The organism is Streptomyces sp. NRRL S-350, assembly GCF_000719705.1.
Lineage (GTDB): Bacteria > Actinomycetota > Actinomycetes > Streptomycetales > Streptomycetaceae > Kitasatospora.
On sequence record NZ_JOHO01000002.1, the window covers coordinates 1 to 26648 of the forward strand.

Below are 26648 nucleotides of genomic sequence, written 5' to 3' on the forward strand. Positions count from 1 at the left end.
CTCCTGGCTGGCCCGCCTCGGCGCCGGCGGGCCGATCGCCGGCGGCGCGCAGTACGTCTCCTGGATCCACCAACGCGACTTCGCCCGCGCCGCCGACCGTCGGCCCGCCGCTGCCCTCGTCGGCCTGACGGCCCGTCTAGCCTGGTCGTCGGTTCGGACCGGTCCGAACCAACGACCGGAGCCGTCGGGACAAGGAGCGCAGAATCGTGATCGCAGCCTTTTCGGTGACCCCCCTGGGGATCGGCGAGGACGTGGGTGAGGCGGTGGCCGCCGCCGTCCGGGTGGTCCGGGCGAGCGGGCTGCCCAACCGCACGGACGCCATGTTCACCAGCATCGAGGGGGAGTGGGACGAGGTGATGCCGGTGATCCGGGAGGCGGTCGACGCGGTGAAGGCCCACAGCAGCCGGGTGAGCACGCTCATCAAGATCGACGACCGGGCCGGGGTCACCGACGGCCTCACCGCCAAGGTCGCCTCGGTCGAGCGGCACCTCGCCGAAGGCTGAGTGCGGGCGGCGGGGCGGGAACCGGGCGGGGGGCTGAGCCGCGGCTTCCCGGGGCTCGACCCGTCGAGGGCAATTACGCGCCCGGTCCGCCCGGTCCGCCCGGTCCGGCAGGTCCGGCCGGGGCCGCCGGTCGGCGGGTGAGCAGTCGGTCCAGCGCGTACGGGCCGGAGCCGAGCACCGCGATGACGAGGAAGGCCCAGCAGAACATGACCGAGGCCTCGCCCCCGTTCTGCAGCGGGAGCACCGCGTGCTCCTGGTGGACGGTGAAGTAGGCGTAGGCCATGGAGCCGGAGCAGAGCAGGGCGGCCGTCCTGGTGCCGGCGCCGAGCAGTACCAGGGCGCCGCCGAGCAGCTGGATCAGCGCGGCCCACCAGCCGGGCCACTGGGCCGGCGGGATGCTGCCGCCGCCCTTGGCGCCGCCCAGGACGCCGAAGAGTGAGGCGGCGCCGTGGCAGGCGAAGAGCAGGCCGACGACGATCCGAAAGGCCGTCAGTACGAGAGGTCGGGCGGCGTCGGCGGCCTGGCGGGGGGTGCGGGGCAGGTGTGCGGGCATGCGGAACGCCTCCTGTGGGGGAAGGAGGGATGGGGCGGTCAGGGTAGCTTTGGTCTAGTCCACTTGGCAATGCTCCGTCAGGTGTCCGTACTGGCCCGGAAGTCTTCTTTCTTGACCGCTCGTTCCCGAAAGGGATAGCGTGTGCCACATGGCGCGAACGAAGGAATTCGACCCGGACACGGCGCTGCAGGCGGCCCTGGAGCTGTTCTGGCAGCGCGGCTACGAGGCCACCTCGATGGCCGACCTGGTCGAGCGGCTCGGCATCGCCCGGGCCAGCATCTACGCCACCTTCGGCAGCAAGCACGAGCTCTACCTGCGCGCGCTGGAGCGGTACGCCGAGCAGACCGATCCGGTGCTGCTGGCGGAACTGTCCCAGCCCGGCCCGGTGCTGCCGGCCGTGCGGGCACTGGTGCGCCGGTACGCGGCGGAGTCGACCGGGGCCGGGCGGGAGCGCGGCTGCTTCGTCGTCAACACCGCCGTCGAGCTCGCCCCCCACGACCCCTCGGCGGCCCGCCGGGTGGGCGCCAGCCTCGGCCACCTGGAGGCGGTGCTGACCGCGGCCCTGGTGCGCGCCGAGGCGCAGGGCGAACTGCCCGCCGGGCGGGAGCCCCGGGCGCTCGCCCGGATGCTGATGGTGCTGATGCAGGGCATCCGGGTGATGGGCAAGACCGCCGACGGCGCGGCCCGGGTGCGGGACGCCGCCGAGCAGGCGCTGGTGCTGCTGGAGGCGGGCTGACGTCCGCTCCGCCCGGGCGGAGCCCCCTGCGGCCCGCATTCTGTACCGAACGGTCGTTAACAAGTGAGGGGCTTCTCCTGGGTACCGCACCACCGGGCCGGTCCGTCCTCACACTGCTCGACGCCACCATCGGCACCACGGCGCCCGCCGCGGCCACCGCCTCACCTCAAGCCACCCCCGTGCCGGAACACACCCCCGTGCCGGAACACACCCCCGTGCCGGAGCACACCCCCGTGCCGGAACACACCCCCGCACCGGGCCGCACCCGCGTACCGGAACACACCACTCGGACCGAGGAGTTCACACCATGACCACGCGTTTCGCCGACCAGTCCGTCCTGGTCACCGGCGGCGGCAGCGGCATCGGTCGGGCCATCGCGCTCGCCTTCGCCCGCGAGGGCGCCAACGTCGCGGTCGCCGGCCGCACCGCCGCCCCGCTCGCCGAGACCGTCGAGCTGATCGAGCAGGCCGGCGGCAAGGCGGTCGCCCTGACCGGCGACGTGACGGACGGTCAGGACGCCGCCCGGCTGGTCCGCGAGGCCGTCGAGCGGTTCGGCGGGCTGGACGTCGCTGTCAACAACGCCGGGGTGATCGGCGCACTCGGGCCCGTCGCCGACATCGCCGAGGCCGACTGGCAGCGGCTGATCGACATCAACGTCACCGGCACGCTGCTCGCGATGAAGCACCAGATCGGCCACATGCGGGCCCACGGCGGCGGCGCGATCGTCAACGTCTCCTCCAACCTGGGTGTCCACCGCCGGGCCGAAGGCGTCGGCGCCTACGCCGTCAGCAAGGCCGCGGTCACCGCGCTCACCCGCGCCGCCGCCCGTGACCACATCGCCGACGGCGTGCGGATCAACGCGGTGAGCCCCGGCGCGGTGGACACCCCCATGTCGGGCCGGCCCGGTGAGAGCGCGGCGGAGAAGGCCGAGCGGATGAGGGCCGACGTCCCGGTCGGCCGGGCGGGCGCGGTGGAGGAGGTGGCCGCCGCGGTGCTGTACCTCGCCTCGGCGGAGGCGGGCTACACCGTCGGCGCCGACCTCGTGCTGGACGGTGGCACCACCGCCTGAGCGGGCGGGGCGGGGCTCCACCCGCCCACCCAAGTCGCCGGGCACCGCCTCGTGCCGCGCCTCCAGCGCCTGCGGGGTGCGTGCCCGGTCCGTCGTTCCGGCCCCTCGACCACCTGGACCGGCACGTCCGGCGCCTGGTACCGGCGGCAGCCCCGGCCGAGCCGCCGTTCGGCCGCGTCGAGGTCGGCGTCGGGGAGGCCGTCCGCCGGCCCCAGCAGCTCACCAGGTACGCGGCGAAGCCCTGGGCGAGTGCCCAGGCGCCCGCGCGGCTGCGCAAGGTTTCGGCCATTGCGGCTCGTGCTTCGAATTCCGTTTCGTCCGCCCGCGCACCGTACGGCACCTCTCCGACGGGGCCGCCGGTCCCGCCGCGGGCCGCTCGGGAGGCCTCCTGACAGTCCGTTCGGCGGCCGGTCCGGCGGCCCGTCCCGGCACGATCGGCTACCCGTCCGGGCACGATCGGCAGGCCGTCCGGGCACGATCGGCCGGATCTGACGCGAACGCGTAATCCCGGTGACACCCGTTGATCACCACGAGGTTCCCGCGGCGTCGTGTGGGCAGGACACGGTTTCGGCCGGAACCGACTTCACGAAAGGCGGACGCGCACCAAATGCCGACCGCACCGCACACCGCGCCCCTGCCGGGCCGTCGAAGCCGCTGGGGTGAGCACGGGCTCGCCTGGGCGTTCCTGCTGCCCTCCCTGGTGGTCTTCGTCCTCTTCATCGGCTATCCGCTGGGCCGGACCGTCTACCTGAGCGGGCACGCCAACGACCTCTTCGGCGCGCCCTCCCGCTACGTCGGGACGAAGCACTACGCGGACCTGCTGACCTCGGCGGACTTCCGCCGGACGCTCGTCACCACGGCGCTGTTCACGGTGCTCACGGTGGTGCCCGGGGTGCTCGGCGCGCTGGTGCTGGTGCTGCTCCTGGAGAACCGGATCCGGGGCGTGCGGCTGCTGCGTTCCGCCTTCGCGCTGCCCTTCGCCTTCTCGGTGGCCAGTGCGTCGGTGGTCTTCGCGGTGTTCTTCAACCCCGCCAGCGGGGTGCTCAACGGCCTGCTCTCGCACGTCGGCCTCGGCCCGGTCGGCTGGCTGACCGACTCCCGTTACGCGCTGGGCTCGGTGGCCGTCACCACGGTCTGGATGAACCTCGGCTACAACGTGCTGGTGCTCTCCGCCGGCATCGGCTCGATCCCGGGGGAGGTGGTGGAAGCCGCCCGGATCGACGGTGCCTCGGGCCTGCGGCTGGCCCGTTCGATCACCGTCCCGATGCTCGGCCCGAACCTGTTCTTCCTGACGGTGATCTCCACCGTCCACGCACTGCAGAGCTTCGGCCAGATCCACATCCTCACCAAGGGCGGGCCGGACGGCTCCACCCGGACCCTCGTCTACTCCGTCTACGAGAAGGCGTTCGCCTACGGCTCCAGCGACTTCGGCACCGCGAGTGCCCAGGCCGTGGTGCTGCTCGTCGTCGTCCTCGCCTGCACGGCCGTCCAGTTCGGCGTCCTGGAGCGGAAGGTGCACTACGCATGAGTTCGATCGCCACCGAGGTCGAGGCGCCCCGCCCGCGCGCCCGGCTGCTCGCCGGACGCTCCCCGCGCGATCTGCTCGGCCGCGCCGCCGTCTACCTGCTGCTCGCCGTCGCCGTCGTCACCGTGGCCTTCCCGGTGTACTACGCGGTCGCCGGCGCCTTCATGGGCCCGTCCGAACTCTCCACGTACCCGCCGGCGTTGCTGCCGCACTCGGTCACCGGGCGGAACTTCTCCGGGGCCGTGGAGGCGATCCCGCTGGCCCGCCAGTACGCCAATTCGGCGATCGTGGCCACCGTCATCACCCTCGCCCAGCTCTTCACCTCGATCCTGGCCGCGTACGCCTTCGTCTTCCTGCCGCTGAAGGCGCGGGCCGCGGTGTTCGGGGTGTTCCTGGCGACGCTGATGGTCCCGTGGGAGGCCATCATCATCCCCAACTACCTGACGCTGTCCGGCTGGGGGCTCGGCAACACCTACTTCGGGCTGGTGCTGCCCTTCCTCGCTTCCGGGTTCGGCACCTTCATGCTGCGCCAGGCCTTCCGCCAGCTGCCCGGCGAACTGCGCGACGCCGCCCGGATCGACGGCGCCGGCCACTGGCGCTTCCTGTGGCGGATCGTCGTCCCGCTCAACAAGCCGGCGCTCGCGGCCCTGTCGATCTACGTCTTCCTGTCCGCGTGGAACCAGTACTTCTGGCCGCTGATCATCACCCGCACGGCGAACATGCAGACCCTGCAGATCGGCCTCACCTCGCTGCGCGACTCCGAGATGGCCGACCCGGGGCTGATCCTGGCCGGCGTCGTGCTCTCCCTGCTGCCCACCCTCGCCCTGGTGGTGTTCGGCCAGCGCTTCATCGTCCGCGGCCTCACCGCGGGCGCGGTGCGCTGACCCGATCCACGTCCGTCCCGGGCGAGTCCGTCCGTGAGTCCATCGCTTTCGAGAGAGAGAACCCCGTGAAGAAGAGTGCACGCGCGCTCGCGGCCCTGCTGGTGGCCGGCCTGTCCCTGACCGCCTGCAGCTCCTCCGGTGACTCCGGCTCCGGCGGATCCACCGACGCCGCCGCACCCGGCGCCCAGGCGCTGGACCAGGCCTCCGGCGTCACCGGCGTCGAGTTCTGGCACTCGATGACCGGCAAGAACGCCGAGGTGCTCACCGGGCTGGTCAACCAGTTCAACGCCGCGCACCAGGGCAAGATCGAGGTCAGGGCGCAGTTCCAGGGCAAGTACGACGAACTGGTCACCAAGTACAAGGCCGCGGTGCAGCAGAAGGGCACCCCCGCCCTGGTGCAGGTCTACGACATCGGCACCCGGTTCATGATCGACTCCAAGCAGACCGTCCCCGCCCAGGCCTTCGCCGACAAGGACGGCTACGCGCTGGACGACCTGGACGCCAACATCCGCAACTACTACTCGGTCGGCGGCAAGCTCCAGTCGATGCCGTTCAACTCCTCGATGCCGCTGCTGTACCTGAACACCGACGCCTTCAAGGAGGCGGGCCTCGACCCGGCGCAGCCGCCCAAGGACCTCGACGAACTGGGCGAGCTGGCGAAGAAGCTGACCAGGAAGGACGCCGACGGCAAGACCGTCCGGTACGGCTTCGGCGCGGCCATCTACGGCTGGTTCGTCGAGGAGCTGCTGGCCGAGTCCGGCACCGTGTACTGCGACAACGACAACGGCCGCAGCAAGAAGGCGAGCAAGGTCGTGTTCGAATCCGCCCAGGGCGCGCAGGTCGTCCAGTGGTGGGCCGACCTGGTCAAGGGCGGCTACGCGGCCAACACCGGCCGCACCACCGACGACGCCCAGGCCGCCTTCAAGGCCGGCACGGTCGCGATGCACCTGGAGTCCACCGGTGTGCTGCGCGGCTACACCGAGGCCGCCAAGTTCGCCGTCGGCACCGCCGCCTTCCCGAAGATCACCGCCGCCGACCAGGGCGGCCCGGCGATCGGCGGTGCCTCGCTGTGGATCAGCGGGCCCGGCCACTCCGACGCGGAGAAGCGCGCCGCCTGGGAGTTCGAGAAGTTCGTGACGGCCCCCGAGCAGCAGGCCGTCTGGCACACCGGCACCGGCTACTTCCCGGTCAACAAGAAGGCGCTGGACGACCCGACGGACAAGGAGTGGGTGGCCAAGTACCCGCAGTTCCAGACCGCCATCGACCAGCTGAAGGCCACCAAGCCCACCCAGGCCACCGCCGGCTGCCTGCTCGGCGTGATGCCGCAGGCCCGCAAGGGCGTGGAGACCGCGATCGAGCAGACCGTCTCGGGCAGCAAGACGGCCCAGCAGGCGCTGACCGACGCGGCCAAGGAGCTGCAGCCGGCGATCGAGAGCTACAACAGCTCGGTCGGCTGAGCCGCCACCGCCACCGTCACTGCCACCGCCACCGCGACCACCACCGCCACTGCCACCGCCGCGACTGCCACTGCCGCGCCCGGAACGACGGCCCGCCCCGCGCACCACGCGCCGGGCGGGCCGTCGTCGTCCGTCAGGCCGAGAGCGCCTCGCCGTGTTCGCCGTCCTCCGGGTCCGCGCAGGCGGAGGCGAGCTCGTCGAGCGACAGGTCGAGGGCGAAGGCCAGCGCCGCGATGGTGAAGAAGGAGGGGGTCGGCGCCCGTCCCGTCTCGATCTTGCGCAGCGTCTCCGCCGAGACACCGGCCACCGCCGCCACCTCGACCATGCTGCGCTCGCCGCGCGCCTCGCGCAGCATCGCCCCGAAGCGCTCCCCGCGTTCGCGCTCCCACGGGGTCAGCGGAGTCCTCACCATGGCCACGAGTCTAGTGCGACCCGGGCGCGCCGGAGGCGGCGGGCCGGTCGGGCGGGTCAGAGAGGCCGGAGAGGCCGGCGGGGCCTCCCGGCCGCGCGGCTCCCTCGCGCCGGGGCCGGGTGATGCTCGTCCACCATCGACCGTGATACAAATACCGGTATAAGAATTGGATTCAGGGGAGTGATGCACCATGGTCGAGCTCAAGTCGGACGCCGCCCTCGACGCGATGCGCGAAGCCGGACGGGTCGTGGCGGACGCCCTCGCCGCCGTACGGGAGACGGCGGCGGTCGGGGTGAGCCTGTCGGAGCTGGACGAGGTGGCACGCGGCGTGCTGACCGCGGCCGGGGCGACCTCGCCGTTCCTCGGCTACCGCCCCTCCTTCGCGCCCGTCCCGTTCCCGGCCGTCATCTGCGCCTCCGTCAACGACGCCGTGGTGCACGGCATCCCGGACGGCTACCGACTGCGTGACAGTGACCTGGTGAGCATCGACTGCGGCGCCGTCCTGGACGGTTGGGCCGGTGACGCGGCCGTCAGCTTCACCGTCGGCACCGCCCGCCCCGAGGACACCGCCCTGATCGACGACACCCGGCGCGCCCTGGAGGCGGGCATCGCCGCCGCCGTGGTCGGCAACCGGATCGGCGACATCGCCCACGCCATCGGCACCGTCGCCCGCGCCAGGCGGTACGGGATGCTGGAGGGCTTCGGCGGCCACGGCATCGGCCGCCGCATGCACGAGGACCCGCACCTGCCCAACGAGGGCCGCCCCGGCCGGGGTTACCCGCTGCGCGCGGGCCTGGTGCTGGCCATCGAGCCGATGCTCATCGCCGGGGGCCGGGACGACTACAGCACCGACCCGGACGGCTGGACCCTGCGCACCAACGACGGCAGCCGCGCCGCGCACGTCGAGCACACCGTCGCCATCACCGAGGACGGCCCGCGCATCCTCACCCTCCCCTGAGTCGAGGACCGGCGCCGCGACCACGCTGTGGCCCTCCCCGCAGCCCTCTCCACAGCCCGCCCCGCAGCGTCCCCACCGGCGGTCGAACGCCCCGCTAGGCTCGGCGCCATGACCAAAGGCGTGATGTTCGACTTCTCCGGCACCCTCTTCCGCGTCGTCTCCACCGCCGAGTGGCTGGCGGCCTTCACCGCCGCCGCCGGCCTCGGCCTGTCCGCCGCCGGGCAGGCCGAACTGGTGCTCAGGCTGGAGGAGTTCGGCGCACTGCCCGGGGGCGTGCCGCCGCGCCGGATCCCGTCCGAGGTGCAGGGCGCCTGGGACACCCGGGACCTGACCCCCGAACTGCACCGTGCCGCCTACACCGCACTGGCCCGGGCCGCCGAGCCGCCCGCCGCCCTCGACGTGGACGCCCTCTACGAGAGCCACATGGCGCCCGCGAGTTGGCGCCCCTACCCGGACGCCGCCCCCGTGCTGCGCGAGCTGCGCCGCCGGGGCGTCCCGGTCGCGGTGGTGAGCAACATCGGCTGGGACCTGCGTCCGGTCTTCCGGGCCCACGGCCTGGACGAGCTGGTCGACGACTACGTCCTGTCCTTCGAGGTCGGCGCCCAAAAGCCCGATCCGCTGATCTTCGAGACCGCCTGCGGCCGGCTCGGCCTCGCCCCGGCCGACGTGCTGATGGTCGGTGACGACCGGATCTGCGACGGCGGCGCGACCGCGCTCGGCTGCGGCTTCCACGCCGTCGAGCACCTGCCCGTCGACCGGCGTCCGGAGGCCCTGGCGCCGCTGCTGGCGGCACTGCCGAACCGACCCGCCCGGGGTGACGGACGACACGAGGTGGTGCCCCGCCGCCCGGAGTAGCGTGCGGGGCATGACCGATCAGGACTTCAGCACGCACGTCACCGTCCGCGGGTACGAGACCGACACCCAGGGCCACCTCAACCAGTCGGTGTACCTCCAGTACGCCGAGCACGCCCGCTGGGAGTACCTGCGGGCGGCCGGCATCCGCCAGGCCGACCTGGTGGCCGGGGGCGTGGGCCCGGTCGTGCTGGAGACCACGGTCAAGTACCTGCGGGAGCTGCGGGCCGGCGACTCGGTGGACGTCAGCTGCTCGTTCGCCTGGCGCGACGGCAAGACCTTCCAGGTCGTGCAGCGGCTGACCCGTGAGGACGGCGTGCTGGCCGCGGAGATCACCGGCGTCGGCGGCATCCTCGACCTGGCCGAGCGCAAGCTGGTCGCCGACCCGCGCGAGCCGCTGCGCTCCCTCGCCACCGACCCGGCGCTGCTCGGACTCTGACGGTATGTCAGGTTTTTTCCCGCCCACCCCCTGAACCCCTCCCGCCGGAGGCCGCAACGGGCAGCGGCCTCCACCCGGCGATGCGGGGGTTTACCCCACCCCCGACCGGCCCGCTGCCCGGATGGGTCCAAGTCGCCTGCCACAGCAGACTCTTGGGCATGCCGAAGAACACGCTCACCATCGCCGCCGCCGCGACCGCGGCCGCCGCCCTCGCCGTCACCGCGCTGACCGCCCTGCCCGCCGCCGCCGACGCCCCGAACGTCCGGAAGGACCGCCTCGTCTGGTCCGGCTGCGGGGACCAGTCCGACCCCCGCCAGCAGTGCGCGACCGTCACCGTTCCGCTGGACTACGGCGACCCGCACGGCGAGCAGATCACGCTCGCGGTCTCCCGCATCCCCGCCGCGAAGCCGGGCCTGCGCCACGGCGTCCTGCTGACCATCCCGGGCGGCCCGGGCGGCTCCGGCCTGGGCATCCCCGGCAAGGCGGCCGGGCGCCTCCCGCAGTCCGTCCTGGACCGGTTCGACCTCATCGGCTTCGACCCGCGCGGCGTCGGCCGCTCCACCCCCGTCAGCTGCGGCCTGGAGCACTCCGACCTCTCGATGGTCAAACTGCGGCCCTGGCCGGCCGCGGACGGCTCGATCGACGACAACCTGGAGACCGAACGCCGAATCGCCGAGGCCTGCGCCCGCAACGGCGGACCAGTGCTGCGCAGCATCTCCACCGTGAACGAGGCCCGCGACATCGACAGCATCCGCCGGGCCCTCAATGAACGCCGGCTCTCCGCCTGGGGCACCTCGTACGGCACCTACGCCGGCGCCGTCTACGCCACCATGTTCCCCCAGCAGACCGACCGGATCGTGCTGGACAGCAACGACGACCCGGACCCGTCGCGGGTCGGGCGCGGCTGGCTCGCGGCCTTCGGGCAGGGCGTGGAGGACCGCTTCCCGGACTTCGCCAAGTGGGCGGCGTCGCCGGACAATCCGGACCGGGTCGCGGACACGGCGGAGGAGGTCCGCCCCCTCTTCCTGAGCCTGGCCGCCGACCTCGACCGGTCTCCGCTGCCCTGGCCCGGGGCCGACCCGGCGGAGCTGAACGGCAACGTGCTGCGCGAGACCATGATGCAGAGCATGTACGCGGACTCCCAGTTCCCGGCCCTCGCGCGGCTGATGCTGGCCGCCCTCGGCCGCCGCCCGCTGCCCACCCCGGTGACGCCGCCCGAGCAGGCCGTGCAGAACACCATCGCGGTCTCGGTCGGCACCCTGTGCAACGACGTCCAGTGGCCCACCGATCCGGCCGGGTACGTCAAGGACGTCGCCGCCGACCGCGCCGCCCGTCCGCTCACGGCCGGCATGCCGGTCAACGTGATGCCCTGCGCCTTCTGGCGGTCCGCCTCCGCCGAGCCGCCGGTGAAGGTCACCGGTCGCGGCCCGGCGAACGTCCTGCTGGCCCAGAACCTGCGCGACCCCGCCACCCCGTACACCGGCGCGCTCAAGCTGCGGGCGGCGTTCGGGCAGCGGGCCCGCATGGTGACGGTGGACTCGGGCGGCCACGACGTGTACGTGGCCAACGGGAACGCCTGCGGCGACGCTGCGGTGACGGACTTCCTGGTGACCGGCCGGCGTCCGGCCGAGGACGTCTTCTGCCCGGCGGAGTGAGCGCGGCGCCGAGGCGCGAGCCGGCGCCGGGTGCGGGCCGGCCGGGTGCCCGCCGGGGAGGTGCCGAGGAGCGCTGAGCAGGGGTGGTGGCACGCAGGGCCAACCGGCTGTGGGCGAACGGCCCTTGTTCCTGCGTGCACGTCCGTTCGGCTCTCGCGATTGAGTCGAATCCGTCGCGATTTTGTGACAATCCTTCGCCAACACCCTTCCCGCAGGGGGTGTTCACGGCCGTAGTGTTCGATCTATGTCACCGAAGAGCCGCATACCTGCCCCGGACCCGGGCGACACCTGGGTACCGCGCCCGAGGCGCCGTGAGACCCCCCTCGGAATCCTGGGCCACGCGGCCAAGTTCCTCGGCGCCAGCGTGCTCGGCGGGGTCCTGCTGGCAGGGCTGATCCTGCCGGGGGCCGGCGCGGTCGGGCTCGGGGCGAAGAGCGGCGCCGAGGGCTTCGAGAACATACCGGACGACTTCAAGGCCCCGCCGCTGACCCAGGCCACCCAGATCTTCGACGCCAAGGGCGGGTTGATCGCCAAGGTCTACGAGCGCGACCGCACCGTCCTCACCGCCGACCAGATGTCGCCGCTGATCCGCCAGGCCCAGGTGGACATCGAGGACGCCCGGTTCTACGAGCACGGCGCCGTCGACCTCAAGGGCGTCCTGCGGGCGATCACCAAGAACGCGGAGAGCGGCGCCACCGTCCAGGGCGCCTCCACCCTGACCCAGCAGTACGTGAAGAACGTCAACGTGGAGAAGGCCGGGGACGACCCGGAGGCGGTGCGCGAGGCGCAGCGCAAGACGCTCGGCCGCAAGATCCAGGAACTCCGGTACGCCATCAAGCTGGAGGAGGACCTGACCAAGGAGCAGATCCTCACCAACTACCTCAACATCACCTTCTACGGCCACCAGGCGTACGGCATCCAGGCCGCCGCGCAGCGCTACTTCAGCAAGGACGCCAAGGACCTCACCCTCCCCGAGGCGGCCATGCTCGCCGGGCTGGTGCAGAACCCGTCCCAGTACGATCCGAAGCTGCACCCGGTGGCCGCGCAGAAGCGCCGCGACACCGTCATCGACAAGATGGTGGAGAACAAGCACATCACCGCGGACCAGGCCAAGGAGGCGAAGGCCGCCCCGCTCGGCCTCAGCTACAAGGACCCGCAGAACGGCTGCATCACCGCCCGGGCCGGCACGGGCTTCTTCTGCGACTACGTGCGCCACGTCGTCAAGCAGGACCCGGCGTTCGGCAAGAGCGCGGCCGAGCGCACGAAGCTGTGGAACACCGGCGGCCTGAACATCTACACCACCCTGGACCCGGACAAGCAGGCCGCCGCCCAGAACGCCGTCTCCACCCAGGTGTACGTCACCGACCCGGTCTCCGCCGCGATGACGATGGTCGCGCCCGGCAGCGGAAACATCCTGGCGATGGCGCAGACCCGTCCGTACGGCCTGGCCAAGGAGAAGAACGAGACCGTCGTCAACTACAACGTGGACGCGGCGATGGGCGGCGGCATCGGCTTCCAGCCCGGCTCCAACTTCAAGCCGATCGTGGCCGCCGCCGCCCTGGAGGCCGGCCTGTCGCCCACCCAGCGGTACGACTCACCGAACCGGATGGACTGGCCGACGATGAAGACCTGCGACGGCACCTGGAAGAACCTCAGCAAGGGCAAGAAGGAGGGGGTCATCCCCAACGAGAGCGCCGGCGAGGTCGGCCCGTACGAGCTCAAGCAGGCCATGGCGCTCTCCGTGAACACCTACTTCGTGCAGATGGAGCAGGAGATCGGCCTCTGCGCGGTCAAGCAGATGGCCGAGAAGCTGGGCGTGGCGGGGAAGGCGGACGGCTCGCCGCTGCAGCAGGTGCCGGCGCTGGGCCTCGGCACCCAGGAGGTCAGCCCGCTGACCATGGCCAACGTGTACGCGACCTTCGCCGCCCGAGGCACGTACTGCGCACCGGTGGCGATCAGCCGGATCAGCACGGTGGACGGCAAGGACGTGCCGGTGCCGCCGGCCCGGTGCAGCCAGGCGATGTCCGAGGACACCGCCGACGTGATCAACACCGTGCTGCTCGGGGTGACCGAGAAGGGCGGCACCGCCCGGGACCTCCACCTGGACGACAACCGCCAGATCGCGGGCAAGACCGGCACCACGGACGAGAAGAAGTCGGCCTGGTTCACCGGCTACACGGGCAACCTGGCGGGCTCGGTCTGGCTCGGCAGCCCGGGTACCAAGGTGCCGATGCGCAACATCCGGATCGGCGGCCACTACCAGGCCGAGGTGTTCGGCGCGACGGGCCCCGGGCCGATCTGGCAGCAGGCGATGAGCGACGCCGTCCGGAGCCTGCCGGAGCAGGACTTCACCACCGTCTACATCCCGGACCCGCCCAAGCGCGACCCGAACTGCGGCACCCCCGGCGGCTCGCCGACTCCGACCGCCTGCACCGGCGCCCCCGCCACGGGCACCCCCGGGAGCAACGGGAACACCGGCAAGCCGCGCGGCACCGGCCCGACCGGTCGATCCGGCCCCGCCACCCCCGCCACCCCCGCGGACCCCGAGGGCCAGTGAGCGGCCCGGCCCGCCGCCGGCGGGCCGGCGCTCACCGCGCCTCGACCGGCTCGCCGCTGTCCTGGTCGAGGTTGAACACCCGCCGGTAGGAGTCGGTCACCACGGTGATCTGCTCCCGCCCGGTCCAACTCGCCTGCACCAGGCGGGTGTCGTCCGGGCCTACGCCGATGTCCGCCAGCGACCAGCGCCGCGCCGACCAGCCCTCGCCGGACTCCAGCAGCACCTGCCACTGCTCGGTCGGCGCGGGCCCGGCGGCGTACGAACGGTGCACGACGACCAGGGCCAGCTCGGCCCCGGCCGGGGCGGTCTCCCGGCTGCGGGTCTCGGCCGCCGAGACCTTGTGCGCGGCCACCACGCCGAGCAGGAACACCACCCCGGCGGTCACCGTGACCGCCCGGGTGGCCGTCCGCAGGGCGGCGGCCCGCAGATCGCTCAGCCAGGCGGCCGCGATCAGGGCGGCCAGCGCCGCCCCGAGCAGCAGCTCCGGCCGGTTGAGCAGGTCGGCGACCAGCATCCGCCCGCCCGAGCGGCTCTCCCACTGCCCTTCGGTGTACAGCAGCACGGCGGCCAGCCCGCCGGTCGCCAGCAGCCGGACCAGGGTGCGCCTGGTCCGTGACGTCCTCTTGTCCATCGTCCCCCCGTTCACGCCGTCACAGTTCGGCAAGCAGCTTGCGGCCCTCCGGCCAGTCGCCCAGCCCGGAGTCGGAGTTGAGGTGCCCGTACGCGCCCGGCTCGACGTACCGGGCGCCCCACGCCTCGGCGAACGCGCGGGCCCGCTCGGGGGAGACCCACGGGTCGTCGGTCGAGGAGACCACCACGGCCGGGAACGGGAACGGCTCCATCGCCACCGGGCGGAAGCCCACCAGCTCCGGCACCTCCGCGGTGTCGACGTCGGCCGGGGCGACCAGCAGCGCGCCCCGGACGGCGGCCGTCCGGTCGGCGTCGGCGGTGGCCGCCCAGCGGGCCGCGGTCACGCAGCCCAGGCTGTGGGCGACCAGCACCACCGGGCCCTCGGCGGCGGCCGCCGCCACCGCCGCGTCCACCCGCGCCACCCAGTCCTCCCGCACCGGGCGGTCCCAGTCCGCCTGCTCCACCCGGCGGAAGGCCGCCGGCTCGGCGGCCTCCCAGCGGCTCTGCCAGTGCCGGGGGCCCGAGTTCTGGTAGCCGGGGAGGACGAGGTAGGTGGTGCGGTCCGGCATGGGCTCCTCCAGGCGGGGCGAGGCGGTCGTGAGCAGCAGGAGTCTAGGCCGCGGACGGCCCGCCGCCGCAGCCGGGCGCCCGCCCGGCGCGCACTCCCCGCAACCGGCGCCCGCGCCTCCGGATGCGCCGCCGTACGCGCGGTGCGTCCCGTTGCCGACGGCACCGGGGTGGGGCGGTCGGACCGCCCACCGAGGCGCCACTCGCCCGACCGGTCCGTCGGCCCTCACCGGTCGCCCGACCGGTCGCCCGACCGGTCGCCCGGCCCGACCGGGCCGGTTTCGGGAGCCGCACCCGGAGTCGTACCCCCACGGTCTCGGGGTACGACTCCGGGTCGTCTCGGGGACACCTCGGGGTCGTTCCCTGCCCCCGAGGGGGAGGACGTGCCGGAATCCTTCTGTCATCCTGCCAAGGACTCTTCCACAGGCGTGAGTTGACCACTCCGACCTCCGGACCAGGGAGGACGGCATGACCGCCGACCCGACCACCCCCACCACCAGGCGAGGCCGGCCGGCCCTGCGCGCCGCGGTCGTCGTCGCCGTGGGCGCGGGCCTGCTCGCCGCCCTCGGCCCCACCGCCGTCGCCGAGCCCGCCGGACGCCCGGGCGCCGCCGGATGCGGCGACCCCCACGGCAGCATCGCCGTCGACCCGGCAGCCGCCGACGGCCCCGAGCGCCACTCCGACTGGAAGGCCGCCGACGCCGCCCTGGCCGGCCTGACCGACCCGGGCTACTCCACCTCAGCCCTCGCCGCGGTCCGCGAGGACGGCCGACTGGTCTGGCGGAACGCCACCGGCGTCGCCGAACTCACCACCGGCGAGCCCGCCGACCCCGAGGGCCGCTTCCGGATCGGCAGCACCACCAAGACCTTCGTCGCCACGGTGCTGCTGCAACTCGTCGGCGAGCACCGCCTGGACCTCGACGACCGCCTGGAGTGCCTGCTGCCCGGCATCGTCCCCAACAGCAGCGACATCACCGTCCGCCAACTGCTCGACCACACCAGCGGCGTCGCCGACTACACCCAGGGCCCGGCCTTCGACTCCCACCGGCCGGAATGGGCCGCCGACGGCCGGTTCCGGCACTTCGGCCTCAAGGACCTGGTGGACCTCGCCAACACCTACCCGCCCGCCTTCCCGCCGGGCCGGGACTGGCAGGACTCCGCCACCGACTACGTCCTGATCGGGATGGTCATCGAGAAGCTCACCGGCCACGGCTGGAACGACGAGGTGACCCGCCGGATCATCCGCCCGCTCGGCCTCACCGGCACCTGGATGCCCGGCGACTCCCCGTTCGTCCCCTGCCCGCACGCCCACGGCTACCTCCGGACCGGCACCGGCCCGGCCGACGTCACCCTGCTCGACCCCTCCGCGGCCGGCCCGGCCGGCGGCGGCATCTCCACCACCGCCGACCTGACCAGGTTCCTCGACGCCCTGCTCGGCGGCCGACTGCTGCACCCCGCCGAACTCGCCGCGATGCAGCAGACCACCGCGAACGGCGAGGGCCGGACGTACGGCCTCGGCCTCCAGCGCCTCGACACCCCGTGCGGCTCCTTCTGGGGCCACGCCGGCGACGTCCCGGGGTACCGGACGATGATGTTCGGCTCCCCCGACGGCAAGCGCCAGTTCGCCGCGAACACCACCGCCTACGCCGCGAACACCACCGTCGACAACACGAGGACCACCGGCCACGACACCCCGGGCGCGGCCTCGGCCACAGCCGCTGCCGACGCCGCCTGGCACGAGGTCGCCACGACCGCCCTCTGCGGCACCGGGACCGCGACGGCCCTGCCGGGCCGCTCCCCGCTGACGCTGTAACCGGACCCCCTACGCTGACGGGCGACACGACCGCCGACCGTCACCAGGAGGACGAGCCATGGCAGAGCCGCTGATCGCCGCAGTCGGGAGCAGGGTGCCCGCCGTCGACCCGAGCGCCTTCGTCGCGCCGAACGCCGTCGTCGTCGGGGACGTCACCGTCGGCGCCGGTGCGAGCGTCTGGTACGGCGCGGTGCTGCGCGGCGACGCCGAGTCCATCCGGGTCGGCGCGGGCAGCAACGTCCAGGACAACTGCACCCTGCACGCCGACCCCGGCTTCCCGCTGGTGGTCGGCGAGCGGATCTCGGTCGGCCACAACGCGGTGCTGCACGGCTGCACCGTCGAGGACGACGTGCTGGTGGGGATGAACGCCACCGTGCTGAACGGGGCCCGGATCGGTGCAGGTTCGCTGGTCGCGGCCGGCGCGGTCGTGCCGCAGGGCATGGTCGTCCCGCCCGGCTCGCTGGTCTCGGGCGTCCCGGCGAAGGTCCGCCGGGAGCTCAGCGAGGAGGAGCGGACGGGCATCAAGGCCAACGGCGAGGGCTACCGGCTGCTCTCCGGCGCCCACCGGGACATCCGGGAGGTCGGGGCGGGCCGGCCGGTCCAGCACGCCCAGGACGTCCGGGAGGCCCCGGCCGGCTAGGCGTTCGTCATCGCCACGGCGGCGGCGGGTTCCGCGACCACGGGCGCCGGACGCCGCCGGTCGGCCGCCCACGCGAGCACCGCGATCAGCGCGCCCGAGACCGCGAGGCCCGCGCCCACCAGCGTGGGCGAGGTCCAGCCGAGCCCCGCGTCCAGGGCCAGCCCGCCGAAGTAGGCGCCCTGGGCGTTGGCCAGGTTGAAGGCGCCCTGCACCGTGGCGGAGGCGAGGGTCGGCGCGCTGCGCGCCTTCTGCAGCACCAGGGTCTGCACCGCCGGCACGATCGCGAAGCCGAACAGCCCGACCAGCACCACCGTGACGGCCGCCGACCACCGGGCGTGCGCGGTCACGGCGAACAGCGCCAGTGTGGCGGAGAGCAGGACGAAGGCCGCGCAGACGGTGGGCCGCAGCGCCCGGTCGGCGGCGAATCCGCCGAGCACGTTGCCGATCGTCATTCCGACCCCGAACAGCGCCAGCACCAGGGTCACCGAGCCGTCGGCGTACCCGGAGACCTCGGTGAGCAGCGGCGCGATGTAGCTGTAGCAGGCGAAGAAGCCGCCGCAGCCGAACACCACGGTGGCCAGCGCCAGCCACAGCTGCCCGCTGCGGAAGGCCCGCAGCTCGTGCCGGAGCCCGGACCGGCCCGAGGAGGGCAGATCGGGCACCAGCTTGGCGATGGCGAGCGTTCCGGCGGCGGCGATCAGCACCACCACCAGCATGGTCGCCCGCCAGCCCAGGTGCTGGCCGAGCAGGGTGGCAGCCGGGACTCCGACGATGTTGGCGACGGTCAGGCCGGAGAACATCACGGCCACCGCCCGAGCCCGCCGGTGCGGTGCGACCAACTCGGCGGCGGCGACCGCGCCCGCCCCGAAGAAGGCCCCGTGCGGCAGCCCGGTGACCAACCGTGCGGCGGCCAGCGTCCAGAAGTCCGGTGCCAGCGCGCACAGCAGGTTGCCGACGGCGAACAGCCCGGCCAGGGCGACCAGCACCGCCTTGCGGGGCCGCCCGGCGGCCAGCGCGGTCAGCAGGGGCGCCCCCACCACCACCCCCACCGCGTACGCCGAGATCAGCCAGCCCGCCTGCGGGATGGAGACGTCGAGACTGTCGGCGACCTGGGGGAGCAGCCCCATGGCGGCGAACTCGGTGGTGCCGATGGCGAACGCGGTGACGGCCAGCGCGAGCAGCGCGAGGGGCAAGGGGTGGCTCCGGGGTGATGCCGGCGACCGGGGAAGCGCACGGCGGACGAATTCGTTCGTTCGAAATCCTAATCCGCCCGGATGACGCCCTCGTGAGGCCCGTGTGACGAGTGGGGGTCGCCAGCACGGCTCCCGCGCGCGAGACTGGTGGCATGTGCCGCAACATCAAGACGCTGCGACCCCCCGTCACGCCCGCCGCCGACGAGGACGACTTCCGCGCCGCCGCGCTGCAGTACGTCCGCAAGGTCTCCGGTTTCCGTGCCCCCGCGGCGCACAACCAGGAGGCCTTCGACCGGGCCGTGGACGCGGTCGCGGAGGCCACCGCCCGGCTGCTCGCCGAGCTGGAGGTCCGCGGCTCGCACGCCCGGGCCGCAGAGCCGGCCGCGGCCGCAGGGTAGGCAGGAGCGAGTGATGAACCCCGCGAACCGATACGCCCTCACCTTCCCCGGGACTCCGGGCACCCAGGCCCCCCAGGACGTCGTGGTGGTCACCCGCACCAGCGGGACCGGCCCGGGCGGCCACCCGGTCTACGAGGACGAGAGCGGCATCGTCCGGGCCGAGATCAGTGATGCCGGCGAGGTCCGGATGCTCGCCAGCGGCGGCCACCAGACCCCGCACCTGCCGGTCCACGCCCACCCGCTGCCCTGACTGACGGGGGCCCACGCGGACCGGGCCCCGAGCTCGGACCGCTGGCCGCCGGGCCCGCCGCTCGGGCACAATCACTGCATGACCACAGCGAGTTGGCAGGGCGTCGTCATCGCCGAGAGCGACGACACCGTCGTCGTCGAGGGCAACCACTACTTCCCGGCGGAGTCGGTCCGGGCGGAGTACCTGCGGCCGTCCGCGACCACCACGGTGTGCGGCTGGAAGGGCACCGCCAACTACTACGCCCTGGAGGTGGACGGCCGCACCAATCCCGACGCCGCCTGGTTCTACGCCGAACCGAAGCCGGAGGCAGTGCACGTGCGCGGCCGGGTGGCGTTCTGGCGCGGAGTGCAGATCACCGAGTCGGCGCCGGCCGCCGGGTCCGTTCCCGCCTCCGAGTCGGTGGAGGCCGGCGCGTCCGGGGAAGCCGCCGAATAGCACCCGCGTTCACGGGTACCCGATCCGCATGGCAGTCTTCCGCAAGCCGGGACGCTCCCGGCCGACCCCCGATCCGGACCTGGCCGATCAGCTCGCCGAACTCGTCGAGGAGGCCGAGCAGCCCGCCGACGAGGCGAGGGCCACCGCGCAGGACCAGCGCCGTCTCGGCCGGGCCGTGGTGGCGCACGTCGCCCGCGTGCTCGGCAGCGGCGGGCGGACCGCCGCCCGTGGAGCGGCCCGGGGCGCCGTGTACGGCGGCAAGGCCCTCACCGAGCAGCTGCTGCGGGCCGCGCCGCGGATCCCGGTGCGCGACCTCGCCACCCTGCGGGCGCAACACCCGGAGGCCGCGTTCCCCGAACAGCTGGCCGACCTGCTGGCCACCGGCGCCGTCCGGGTCTCCGGCACGCTCGGCGCGGGCGTCGGCGCGGCAGCGATGATGCCGGTGCCGCCCGCGATGCCGGTGGAGATCGCGGCCGAGACGCTCGCCGTCGCGGCGGTGGAGATCAAGCTGATCGCCGAGCTGCACGAGGTCTACGGCGCCCCGGCGCAGGGCAGCGTCACCCAGCGGGCCGGCGCCTACCTCGGCGCCTGGGCCAACCGTCGGGGGATCGACGCGTCGCTGCTGGTCCGGCCCGCCGGATTCGCCGCGCTGGCCCTGGGTTCGGAGGTCCGCCAGCAGGTGCGCCGCCGACTGACCCGGAGCTCGCTGCGCCATCTGCCCTCGCTGACCCCGCTGCTGGTCGGTGCGGGCATCGGCGCCACCATGAACCGGCGCGACACCCGACGGCTGGCCGACGAGGTCCGGGCGGACCTGCGCTCCCGCCCGCCGGCGGACCGCGCCTACTGGGCCGTGGCCGCGCCGGTGGTGAAGGGCGGGGAGCCGGCCGGTTAGCGGGTCGGCGGGGGCGGGGCGATCGCGCCCCGGCCCGCCTTGACGCCGTTCACCATGGCCTGGTGGACCGCCCGCGCGCTGGTCTCGTCGGAGGCCGGCACCGGACTGCCGGACACCGTGTACCAGTCCAGCGCGCCGGTGTACTGCACGGTCAGCCGAGCCTCGCCGTCCACCCAGGTGGTGTGCACGGTGAGGTCGCCGGAGATGGGGCCGACCTCGACGGTGGTGACACCGCCGGGGCCGCTGATGATCGACTGGGTGGTCCAGGTCGCCCACGACGCGCGCGGGTCCGCGGGCGGCCGGGCCTGCCTACTGCCTTGGTCGTGTTCGGTCATGCGCCTATCCTCCCCCGCGGGTGAGTCGCCGCCCGGGCAGCGACACCTGCGGTCGCGGCGACCGCCCGGTCCCACCGGGCGGTCGAGTTCGGTACGGCGGACGGTCAGTCGAGGCGCCCGGGTTGGTCCAGCATGGCGTCGCCCTCCGCCTGGGAGGTGTCCTGCGCGTGCAGGTTCTGCATCGACGTGATGCCCTCCTCGGGGTCGGCGGCGCGGACGTCCTCCTCGCGGTCGGTGCTCGGCTGGGACCGTTCGCTCATGTCGGTCATCGCGGGCTCCGTCTTCTCGGCCGGTCCGGGCGCGCCGCCCGACGGCGCGGCAGGACCGGGCATCGCTGTCGCCCTTCCAGCCTGCCCCCGCCCCGGCGGCGGGGCCAGTCGGGTGACCGGCCGCGCCGCGTTCCGGCACCCCGGCCACGGCCGGCGTCACCAGGTGACGGGCAGCGACCGCATGCCGTAGATGAACGACTCCGTCCGGAACGCCCGCTCGTCCGGGGGGCCGGCCGGCCGCAGCCCGGGCAGCCGCCGGAACAGCGTGGCGAGCGCGATCTGCAGCTCGGCGCGGGCCAGCGGCTGGCCGAGGCACTGGTGCACGCCGAAGCCGAAGGCCAGGTGCCGCCGGGCGTCCCGGCCCAGGTCCAGCTCGTCGACGGACCGGTGGCCGGCGTCGCCGAAGACCGCCTCGTCCCGGTTGGCCGTGGAGAGCATCGCGATCACGCCCTCTCCGGCGCGGACCGTCGTACCGCCCAGCTCGACGTCCTCCAGGGCCACCCGGGGCAACCCGGCGTGGACGATGGTGAGCAGGCGCAGCAGCTCCTCCACCGCACCGGGCACCGCGGCCGGGTCGGCCAGCGCGGCGATCTGCTCGGGCTGCTCCAGGAGCAGGGCGGTGGAGAGGGAGATCATGTTCGCGGTGGTCTCGTGCCCGGCGATCAGCAGCAGGATGCCGGTGCCGGCGACCTCTTCGAGGGTCAGGTCGTCGCGCGCGGCGAGTCGACTGAGGATGTCGTCCTCCGGCTGTTCCCGCTTGCGGGCCGCCAGCCGGCTCAGGTACTCGAGCAACTCGTCCTGGGCCTCGGTGAGCTTCTCCAGGGTGCTGTTGTTGGTGAGCAGCGTCTGGCTGATGCTCTGGAAGAACTCCCGGTCCTCGTAAGGGACTCCGAGCAGCAGGCAGATCACCAGGGAGGGGACGGGCAGTGCGAAGTCGGCGACCAGGTCGGCCTCCGTCCGGCCTTCGGTCATGCGGTCCAGCGCCTCGTCCACGATCCGCTGCACGGCCGGACGCAGCGCCTCGACCCGCTTGACCAGGAAGTCCCCGGTGACCATCCGGCGAAGCCGGGCGTGCTCGGGGTCGTCCAGGCGGAGGAAGCTCGGGTTGGCGGTGATCAACTCGCGGCGGCCGGGGCTCAGTAGCGGGAAGTTCGGGTGGCGCACGTCCGCGCTGAAGCGGCGGTCGGACAGGACGGTGCGGACCTCGGCGTAGCCGGTCGCGAGCCAGCAGGACTCGCCCCGGGGCAGGTCGGCGCGGGTGAGGGCGGCGGTCGCGGCGGCCTCGGTGTAGGCGGGCGGCGGGCTGAACGGGCAGCCGGCGGAGTGCGGGGCCGGCAGCGGGACGGCGTGGGCGGTGGGTGTGCTCGTCAAGGTGGGGGTCTCCTTGCTTCGCGGTGGCTCTCCGGTGGGGTTCGGGGACTGCTGTCCCGTCAAGTCTCCTGCGTGCCGGGCCGTCAGTCGTCGATCGCGGCGGTCTCCTCCTCGGCGACGGTGATCGCGCCGCCGGGGCAGAGCTGGGCGGCGAGCCGCAGTTCGGCGAACTGGTCAGGCCGGAAGGAGGTCTGACGCAGCCTCACCAGGCTGTCCCGGTCGTCCTGGTCGAAGACCTCGGGAACGTTCATGACGCACATGCCGGAGCTGCAGCAGCGGTCCCGGTCGACGCTCACCCGCATGGTCGGGCACCTCTCGCCAGTGCGCCGCCGGCTGGTCGGCGGCGGCCTCTCGTTGTCATTGCCAACCTAACCGCCGCTGCTCCGTCCACGAAGGGCGCGAGGGCGGGATCGCCGAGATTGGCTGATTCGGCGCCTGCCCCAACGCGCGTGCCGCGCGGCAGGTTTGAATTGACGTTACTCCGCCAATCGCCAGCCCGACAGTCCAGGACCGCCTGCATCCGGAGCCGCCCCGGCCCCGGTCGCCCCGCCCCGGGCCGCCATCGGTCGCCCCGGCCCGGGCCGCAACCGGTCGACCCGCCCCGGATCACAGCCCCACGGCGGCGGCGATCTCCCGTACGGTCGCGACGGTGTCGGCCTCGGCGGCGCTCTTGTCCGGCCGGTAGCGCACCACCCGGGCGAACCGCAGGGCCAGGCCGGCCGGGTAGCGGGTGCTGCGCTGCAGGCCGTCGAAGGCGATCTCGACGACCAGCTCCGGCCGGACCCGGACCGTCCAGTCGTCCCGCTCGGTCTCCCGGGCCAGCAGTTCCCCGGTCTGCCAGGCGAGTGTCGCGTCGGTGAGGCCCTTGAAGGTCTTGCCGAGCATCACCCACGGTCCCAGCCCCGGCTCGCCCGCCGCCCGGGCACCCAGATGCAGGTTGCTGAGGAACCCGCGCCGCCGCCCGCTGCCCCACTCCGCGGCCAGCACGACCAGGTCGAGGGTGAGGCGGGGCTTCACCTTGATCCAGCCGATGCCGCGCCGCCCCGCCGCGTACCCGGCCGCCGGGTCCTTGACCAGCACGCCCTCGTGGCCGCGGGCCAGCGTGTCGCGGAAGAACGCCAGCGCCTGCTCGCGGTCCCCGGTCTCGGTCCGGGCCACCCGGAGGCCCTGCGGTACGGCGTCGGCCAGCGCCGCCCAGCGCTCCCGGCCGGGACGGTCCACCAGGTCCTCGCCGTCGCGGTGCAACAGGTCGAAGAAGTAGGCGCTGAGCGGGACTTCGGCACGCAGCCGCTCCGGGGCCTGCCGGGAGGCGGTGCGCGCGGCCGTCTCCTGGAACGGGCGCGGCCGCCCGTCCGGTCCGAGCGCGATCGCCTCGCCGTCCAGCACCGCCGAACGCAGCGGCAGCGCCAGCGCCGCCTCGGCCACCTCCGGGACGCGCGCGGTGATGTCGTCCAGGCTGCGGGTGAATACCGCGACCTCGTCACCGTCCCGGTGCACCTGCACCCGGATGCCGTCCAGCTTCCACTCCAGAGCGGCCGGGCCGGTGCGCTCCAGTGCCGAGGACACGTCCGGCGCGGAAGCGGCCAGCATCGGGCGCACCGCCCGCCCCACCTCCAGCCGGAACGCCGCCAGGGCTTGCTCCCCGCCGGTCAGCGCCGCCTCCGCCACCGCCCGGGCCGAACCACGGAACATCAGCGCCCGCCGCACCGCCGCCGCCGGCACGCCGGCCGCCTGCGCCACCGCGTCCCCGACGACCGCGTCCAGCGCCCCCTGCCGGAGGTCCCCGACCAGCACCGCCCGCAGGAACCCCTGCTCCACGTCCGTCGCCCGGGCGAACAGGCCGTGCAACAGCCGCCGCCGCTCCGCCTGCGCCCCCGCTCCGCGCACCCCGGCGATCCGCTCCAGTTCCTGCTCCACCTCCCGCACTCCCAGGGACGCCGCCACCGCAGGTTCCGGCAGATCCCGCAGCGCCGCCGGACCGACCCCCGTCCGCAACCGCTGTGACTCCCCGGACAGCAGCACCACCGCGGCCGACGCCTCCGCCGGCCCCAGCTCCCGCAGGCACCCGGCCAGCATTCCCGTCTTGGCCCGCCGCCCCGGCTCCGCCGCCACTTCCTGCGACACCATCGCCAACCGCCGCAACCCGGCCACCACACCACCTCCTCCCCCCAGCATCAGCGCCCGACCCACCCGCCGCACGCCGCCGGCCCCCGCCACGGCACGCCGGCCCCCGCCACGGCACGCCGGCCCCCGCCACGGCGCGCCGGCACACGGCCGGCTGACTCCGGCCCCGGTGCGAAGGGGTGTGCCCGGCGAGGCGGGTGGCGCCCGGCGGGGTCGCCGGGGCGGTCGTCGGCGCGGTCTCCGGTGCGGTCCGGTGTCGAGGCGCCGTGGTGGAGCGTCGGGTGCGTGATCTTGGACGGGGTGGAGCTCGGGCGAATGCCGCCGGGGCGTCATGCTGGTGGCCCGCACCACGACCTGGCCTTGAGGAGACCGAGATGAGCCGCAACCCGACCACCCGCTGGAGCGTGGGCGCTCCCGAGGCCGGCGACTTCGCCGCCTGGCGTGAACTCTTCCGCGGGTACGCCGAGTTCTACCGGGTACCGTGCCCTGATGGAAAAGCCGAGCTGGTGTGGTCCTGGCTCACCGATCCGGGGCACGAGGTGGAGGGGCTGCTGGTCCGGGACGGGGACGGGCGGCCGGTCGGGCTCGCCCACTACCGGGCGTTCGCCCGGCCGCTGCACGGAGCGGTCGGGTGCTTCCTGGACGACCTCTTCGTCGCGCCGGAGGCGCGTGGCGGCGGGGCGGTCGATCTGCTGTTGGGGGGCTTGCGGGAGATTGCCGCCGAGCGCGGTTGGAACACCGTGCGGTGGATCACCGCCGAGGACAACTACCGGGCGCGCGGCAAGTACGACCAGGTCGCCACCCGGACGCCGTTCCTCACCTATGACATGGCCCCGGATACCCGGCCACACTGAGTCCGTGACCGAGCGGCCGGACATTCGTTCGGACTTTCTGTTATCGGCGCGCCGCCGGGCGGTCTCCGAGGTGTCGGCACCCGACCAGCCGGCCCGGACACAGAAAGCGTGAGTACGTGAACAGCGACGACAGGACGACCATCCTCCCGGCGATCGGCGACGGCGACGAGGGCGGCGCGGGCACGGGCTCGCGCCGATCGGGCGGCCGGGCGGCGCGGCGGGCCGCCGAGCGGCACGGCGGCCGGGGGCGTCGGGCACGGCGGCGCGGCGGGCTCGCGTCGGTCACCGCGGTGGTCGCGGCGGTGGCGGGCACCGGGCTGATCGCCGCGCTGGCCGGCGCCGGGTACGCGGCGTACGGCGGCAAGCAGACCGACCGGGACGTCGTGGGCGAGGCGATGGCCGCCGACGCGCTGATCGCTGCCGAGGTCGGCACGCACGAGGGCATCCAGGTCCCCGGTACGGGCGGAGCGGACCTGGGCGCTGCGGTGGCGCCCGGCAGCCCGGCGGCGACCGATCCGGCGGCGACCCCGGGTGCCGGGGGCGCGCCGACCGCCGACACCCCGGCGTCCCCGGCGGCCACGGGCGCGGCCACCCCGGCTGCCACCGCCCCCAGCGCCCCCAGTGCTTCCGCCACTTCCGGCGCTTCCGCCGCGAAGGCGACCGCGAGTGCGGCTCGGACCACCGCCGCCGCGCCGACCACCGCCCGGCGGACCGCCACCGCGCCGCCCACCCCGGTGGGTGGCGGCGCGGACGCCTCGGACGCGCAGCAGGTGGTGGACCTGGTCAACGCCGAGCGCGCCAAGGCCGGCTGCGGGCCGGTCGCGGCCGAGCCCCGGCTGGCCAGTGCGGCCCAGTCGCACAGTGACGACATGGCCGACCGCAACTACTTCGACCACGCGAGCCCCGAGGGTTACCACGCCGACCACCGGATCGAGGCCACCGGCTACCGCTGGAGCACCTGGGGCGAGAACATCGCCCGCGGCCAGAAGGACCCGGCCGCCGTCATGGACGCCTGGATGAACAGCCCCGGCCACCGCGCGAACATCCTGAACTGCGCGTTCAAGCAGCTCGGTGTCGGCGTGCGGACCGGATCCGGCGGCCCGTGGTGGACCCAGGTGTTCGCCGCCCCGGCCTGACCGCACCCCTCCCGGCCTGACCGCACCCCGCCCCGGGGCCTCCCGGCTCCCTGCCTCCCGGACCCGGCGCCGGCCCCGAGCCGGCCGCCGACCCGGGCCGATTTTCCGATTCCGCGCACATTGTTGTTATCTGATCACTCCC

29 protein-coding genes and 1 pseudogene are annotated in these 26648 nt (G+C 74.0%); 20 read left to right on the forward strand and 10 right to left on the reverse strand.

Annotated features, from left to right (window positions below; translation table 11 throughout):
• Both IF30_RS50720 and IF30_RS0101470 read left to right on the forward strand, forming a co-directional pair.
• Positions 1 to 97: pseudogene (locus tag IF30_RS50720) on the forward strand (epimerase); the annotation flags it as partial.
• A gap of 109 nt (positions 98 to 206) precedes the next feature.
• Positions 207 to 503, forward strand: a complete 297-nt coding sequence (locus IF30_RS0101470) for an MTH1187 family thiamine-binding protein (protein ID WP_030230762.1) — start codon at positions 207 to 209, stop codon at positions 501 to 503.
• Between the two features lie 73 nt (positions 504 to 576).
• Here IF30_RS0101470 and IF30_RS0101475 read toward each other — a convergent pair whose 3' ends face one another.
• On the reverse strand, positions 577 to 1056 hold the full coding sequence (locus IF30_RS0101475; protein WP_051709008.1) for a DoxX family protein: 480 nt from the start codon (positions 1054 to 1056) through the stop codon (positions 577 to 579).
• Positions 1057 to 1204: 148 nt separating this feature from the next.
• Here IF30_RS0101475 and IF30_RS0101480 point away from each other — a divergent pair, with 148 nt between their 5' ends.
• The 5 genes from IF30_RS0101480 to IF30_RS0101500 all read left to right on the forward strand — a co-directional run bounded on the left by IF30_RS0101480 (position 1205) and on the right by IF30_RS0101500 (position 6727).
• Positions 1205 to 1792 (forward strand): TetR/AcrR family transcriptional regulator, encoded by a 588-nt coding sequence (locus IF30_RS0101480; protein WP_030230769.1) that lies wholly within the window; start codon positions 1205 to 1207, stop codon positions 1790 to 1792.
• A gap of 307 nt (positions 1793 to 2099) precedes the next feature.
• On the forward strand, positions 2100 to 2861 hold the full coding sequence (locus IF30_RS0101485) for an SDR family NAD(P)-dependent oxidoreductase (protein WP_030230772.1): 762 nt from the start codon (positions 2100 to 2102) through the stop codon (positions 2859 to 2861).
• 607 nt (positions 2862 to 3468) lie between these two features.
• The gene (locus IF30_RS0101490; protein ID WP_030230775.1) at positions 3469 to 4389 is read left to right on the forward strand and encodes a carbohydrate ABC transporter permease; all 921 of its coding nucleotides are present in this window, start codon (positions 3469 to 3471) and stop codon (positions 4387 to 4389) included.
• Positions 4386 to 5270 (forward strand): carbohydrate ABC transporter permease, encoded by an 885-nt coding sequence (locus IF30_RS0101495; protein WP_078891053.1) that lies wholly within the window; start codon positions 4386 to 4388, stop codon positions 5268 to 5270. Before IF30_RS0101490 ends, IF30_RS0101495 begins: the two co-directional genes overlap by 4 nt.
• 65 nt (positions 5271 to 5335) lie before the next feature.
• Positions 5336 to 6727, forward strand: a complete 1392-nt coding sequence (locus tag IF30_RS0101500; protein ID WP_030230780.1) for an ABC transporter substrate-binding protein — start codon at positions 5336 to 5338, stop codon at positions 6725 to 6727.
• Positions 6728 to 6860: 133 nt separating this feature from the next.
• Here the strand turns inward: IF30_RS0101500 and IF30_RS0101505 are convergent, their stop codons facing one another.
• Positions 6861 to 7139, reverse strand: coding sequence for a helix-turn-helix domain-containing protein (locus IF30_RS0101505; RefSeq protein WP_030230783.1), 279 nt, complete (start codon positions 7137 to 7139; stop codon positions 6861 to 6863).
• A gap of 190 nt (positions 7140 to 7329) precedes the next feature.
• Between IF30_RS0101505 and map the strand changes: the two genes are divergently transcribed.
• The 5 genes from map to IF30_RS0101530 all read left to right on the forward strand — a co-directional run bounded on the left by map (position 7330) and on the right by IF30_RS0101530 (position 13600).
• Positions 7330 to 8097 (forward strand): type I methionyl aminopeptidase, encoded by a 768-nt coding sequence (gene map / locus IF30_RS0101510; RefSeq protein ID WP_030230784.1) that lies wholly within the window; start codon positions 7330 to 7332, stop codon positions 8095 to 8097.
• A 108-nt stretch (positions 8098 to 8205) separates the two neighbouring features.
• Entirely contained in the window at positions 8206 to 8952 is a 747-nt protein-coding gene (locus tag IF30_RS0101515) for an HAD-IA family hydrolase (RefSeq protein WP_051709009.1), read from the forward strand.
• Between the two features lie 10 nt (positions 8953 to 8962).
• Positions 8963 to 9388, forward strand: a complete 426-nt coding sequence (locus tag IF30_RS0101520; RefSeq protein WP_030230788.1) for an acyl-CoA thioesterase — start codon at positions 8963 to 8965, stop codon at positions 9386 to 9388.
• Positions 9389 to 9546: 158 nt separating this feature from the next.
• On the forward strand, positions 9547 to 11043 hold the full coding sequence (locus IF30_RS0101525; RefSeq protein WP_030230789.1) for an alpha/beta hydrolase: 1497 nt from the start codon (positions 9547 to 9549) through the stop codon (positions 11041 to 11043).
• Between the two features lie 244 nt (positions 11044 to 11287).
• Entirely contained in the window at positions 11288 to 13600 is a 2313-nt protein-coding gene (locus IF30_RS0101530; protein ID WP_051709010.1) for a transglycosylase domain-containing protein, read from the forward strand.
• A 31-nt stretch (positions 13601 to 13631) separates the two neighbouring features.
• On the opposite strand, the gene IF30_RS0101535 is transcribed toward IF30_RS0101530, so the two are convergent.
• Together IF30_RS0101535 and IF30_RS0101540 are read right to left on the reverse strand one after the other, a co-directional pair.
• Complete coding sequence (locus tag IF30_RS0101535) at positions 13632 to 14231, reverse strand: hypothetical protein (protein WP_030230791.1); 600 nt, start codon at positions 14229 to 14231, stop codon at positions 13632 to 13634.
• 19 nt (positions 14232 to 14250) lie between these two features.
• A complete protein-coding gene (locus IF30_RS0101540) occupies positions 14251 to 14799 on the reverse strand; it encodes an RBBP9/YdeN family alpha/beta hydrolase (RefSeq protein ID WP_030230794.1) in 549 nt (182 codons plus the stop codon).
• Positions 14800 to 15265: 466 nt separating this feature from the next.
• On the opposite strand from IF30_RS0101540, the gene IF30_RS0101545 reads away from it, so the two are divergent.
• Both IF30_RS0101545 and IF30_RS0101550 read left to right on the forward strand, forming a co-directional pair.
• Positions 15266 to 16609, forward strand: coding sequence for a serine hydrolase domain-containing protein (locus IF30_RS0101545; RefSeq protein ID WP_051709011.1), 1344 nt, complete (start codon positions 15266 to 15268; stop codon positions 16607 to 16609).
• 58 nt (positions 16610 to 16667) lie between these two features.
• Positions 16668 to 17249 carry a gamma carbonic anhydrase family protein gene (locus IF30_RS0101550; RefSeq protein WP_051709012.1) on the forward strand — a complete coding sequence of 194 codons (582 nt, stop codon included), beginning with the start codon at positions 16668 to 16670 and terminating at the stop codon, positions 17247 to 17249.
• Here the strand turns inward: IF30_RS0101550 and IF30_RS0101555 are convergent.
• Positions 17246 to 18442, reverse strand: a complete 1197-nt coding sequence (locus tag IF30_RS0101555; protein WP_030230801.1) for an MFS transporter — start codon at positions 18440 to 18442, stop codon at positions 17246 to 17248. The genes IF30_RS0101550 and IF30_RS0101555 overlap by 4 nt on opposite strands.
• A gap of 152 nt (positions 18443 to 18594) precedes the next feature.
• Between IF30_RS0101555 and IF30_RS0101560 the strand changes: the two genes are divergently transcribed.
• The 4 genes from IF30_RS0101560 (at position 18595) to IF30_RS0101575 (ending at position 20417) form a co-directional block, all read left to right on the forward strand.
• Complete coding sequence (locus tag IF30_RS0101560) at positions 18595 to 18840, forward strand: DUF2277 domain-containing protein (RefSeq protein ID WP_030230803.1); 246 nt, start codon at positions 18595 to 18597, stop codon at positions 18838 to 18840.
• A gap of 13 nt (positions 18841 to 18853) precedes the next feature.
• Positions 18854 to 19090 (forward strand): DUF6296 family protein, encoded by a 237-nt coding sequence (locus IF30_RS0101565; RefSeq protein WP_030230806.1) that lies wholly within the window; start codon positions 18854 to 18856, stop codon positions 19088 to 19090.
• Positions 19091 to 19168: 78 nt separating this feature from the next.
• Entirely contained in the window at positions 19169 to 19525 is a 357-nt protein-coding gene (locus tag IF30_RS0101570) for a DUF427 domain-containing protein (RefSeq protein ID WP_078891054.1), read from the forward strand.
• A 28-nt stretch (positions 19526 to 19553) separates the two neighbouring features.
• Positions 19554 to 20417: a hypothetical protein gene (locus tag IF30_RS0101575; RefSeq protein WP_063752450.1), complete on the forward strand. Its 864-nt coding sequence runs from the start codon at positions 19554 to 19556 to the stop codon at positions 20415 to 20417.
• On the opposite strand, the gene IF30_RS0101580 is transcribed toward IF30_RS0101575, so the two are convergent.
• The 5 genes from IF30_RS0101580 to IF30_RS0101600 all read right to left on the reverse strand — a co-directional run bounded on the left by IF30_RS0101580 (position 20414) and on the right by IF30_RS0101600 (position 24567).
• Positions 20414 to 20752, reverse strand: coding sequence for a hypothetical protein (locus tag IF30_RS0101580; protein WP_051709013.1), 339 nt, complete (start codon positions 20750 to 20752; stop codon positions 20414 to 20416). The two genes, IF30_RS0101575 and IF30_RS0101580, sit on opposite strands and share 4 nt — an antisense overlap.
• Before the next feature lie 104 nt (positions 20753 to 20856).
• Positions 20857 to 21021: a hypothetical protein gene (locus IF30_RS47465; RefSeq protein WP_158834685.1), complete on the reverse strand. Its 165-nt coding sequence runs from the start codon at positions 21019 to 21021 to the stop codon at positions 20857 to 20859.
• Positions 21022 to 21177: 156 nt separating this feature from the next.
• On the reverse strand, positions 21178 to 22392 hold the full coding sequence (locus IF30_RS0101590) for a cytochrome P450 (RefSeq protein ID WP_030230815.1): 1215 nt from the start codon (positions 22390 to 22392) through the stop codon (positions 21178 to 21180).
• 83 nt (positions 22393 to 22475) lie between these two features.
• Positions 22476 to 22694, reverse strand: coding sequence for a ferredoxin (locus IF30_RS0101595; protein ID WP_030230818.1), 219 nt, complete (start codon positions 22692 to 22694; stop codon positions 22476 to 22478).
• A gap of 304 nt (positions 22695 to 22998) precedes the next feature.
• On the reverse strand, positions 22999 to 24567 hold the full coding sequence (locus tag IF30_RS0101600; RefSeq protein ID WP_051709014.1) for an ATP-dependent DNA ligase: 1569 nt from the start codon (positions 24565 to 24567) through the stop codon (positions 22999 to 23001).
• 323 nt (positions 24568 to 24890) lie between these two features.
• Here IF30_RS0101600 and IF30_RS0101605 point away from each other — a divergent pair, with 323 nt between their 5' ends.
• Positions 24891 to 25370, forward strand: a complete 480-nt coding sequence (locus IF30_RS0101605) for a GNAT family N-acetyltransferase (protein ID WP_030230825.1) — start codon at positions 24891 to 24893, stop codon at positions 25368 to 25370.
• Between the two features lie 116 nt (positions 25371 to 25486).
• The gene (locus tag IF30_RS0101610; RefSeq protein ID WP_051709015.1) at positions 25487 to 26506 is read left to right on the forward strand and encodes a CAP domain-containing protein; all 1020 of its coding nucleotides are present in this window, start codon (positions 25487 to 25489) and stop codon (positions 26504 to 26506) included.
• The last annotated feature ends 142 nt before the right edge of the window (positions 26507 to 26648 follow it).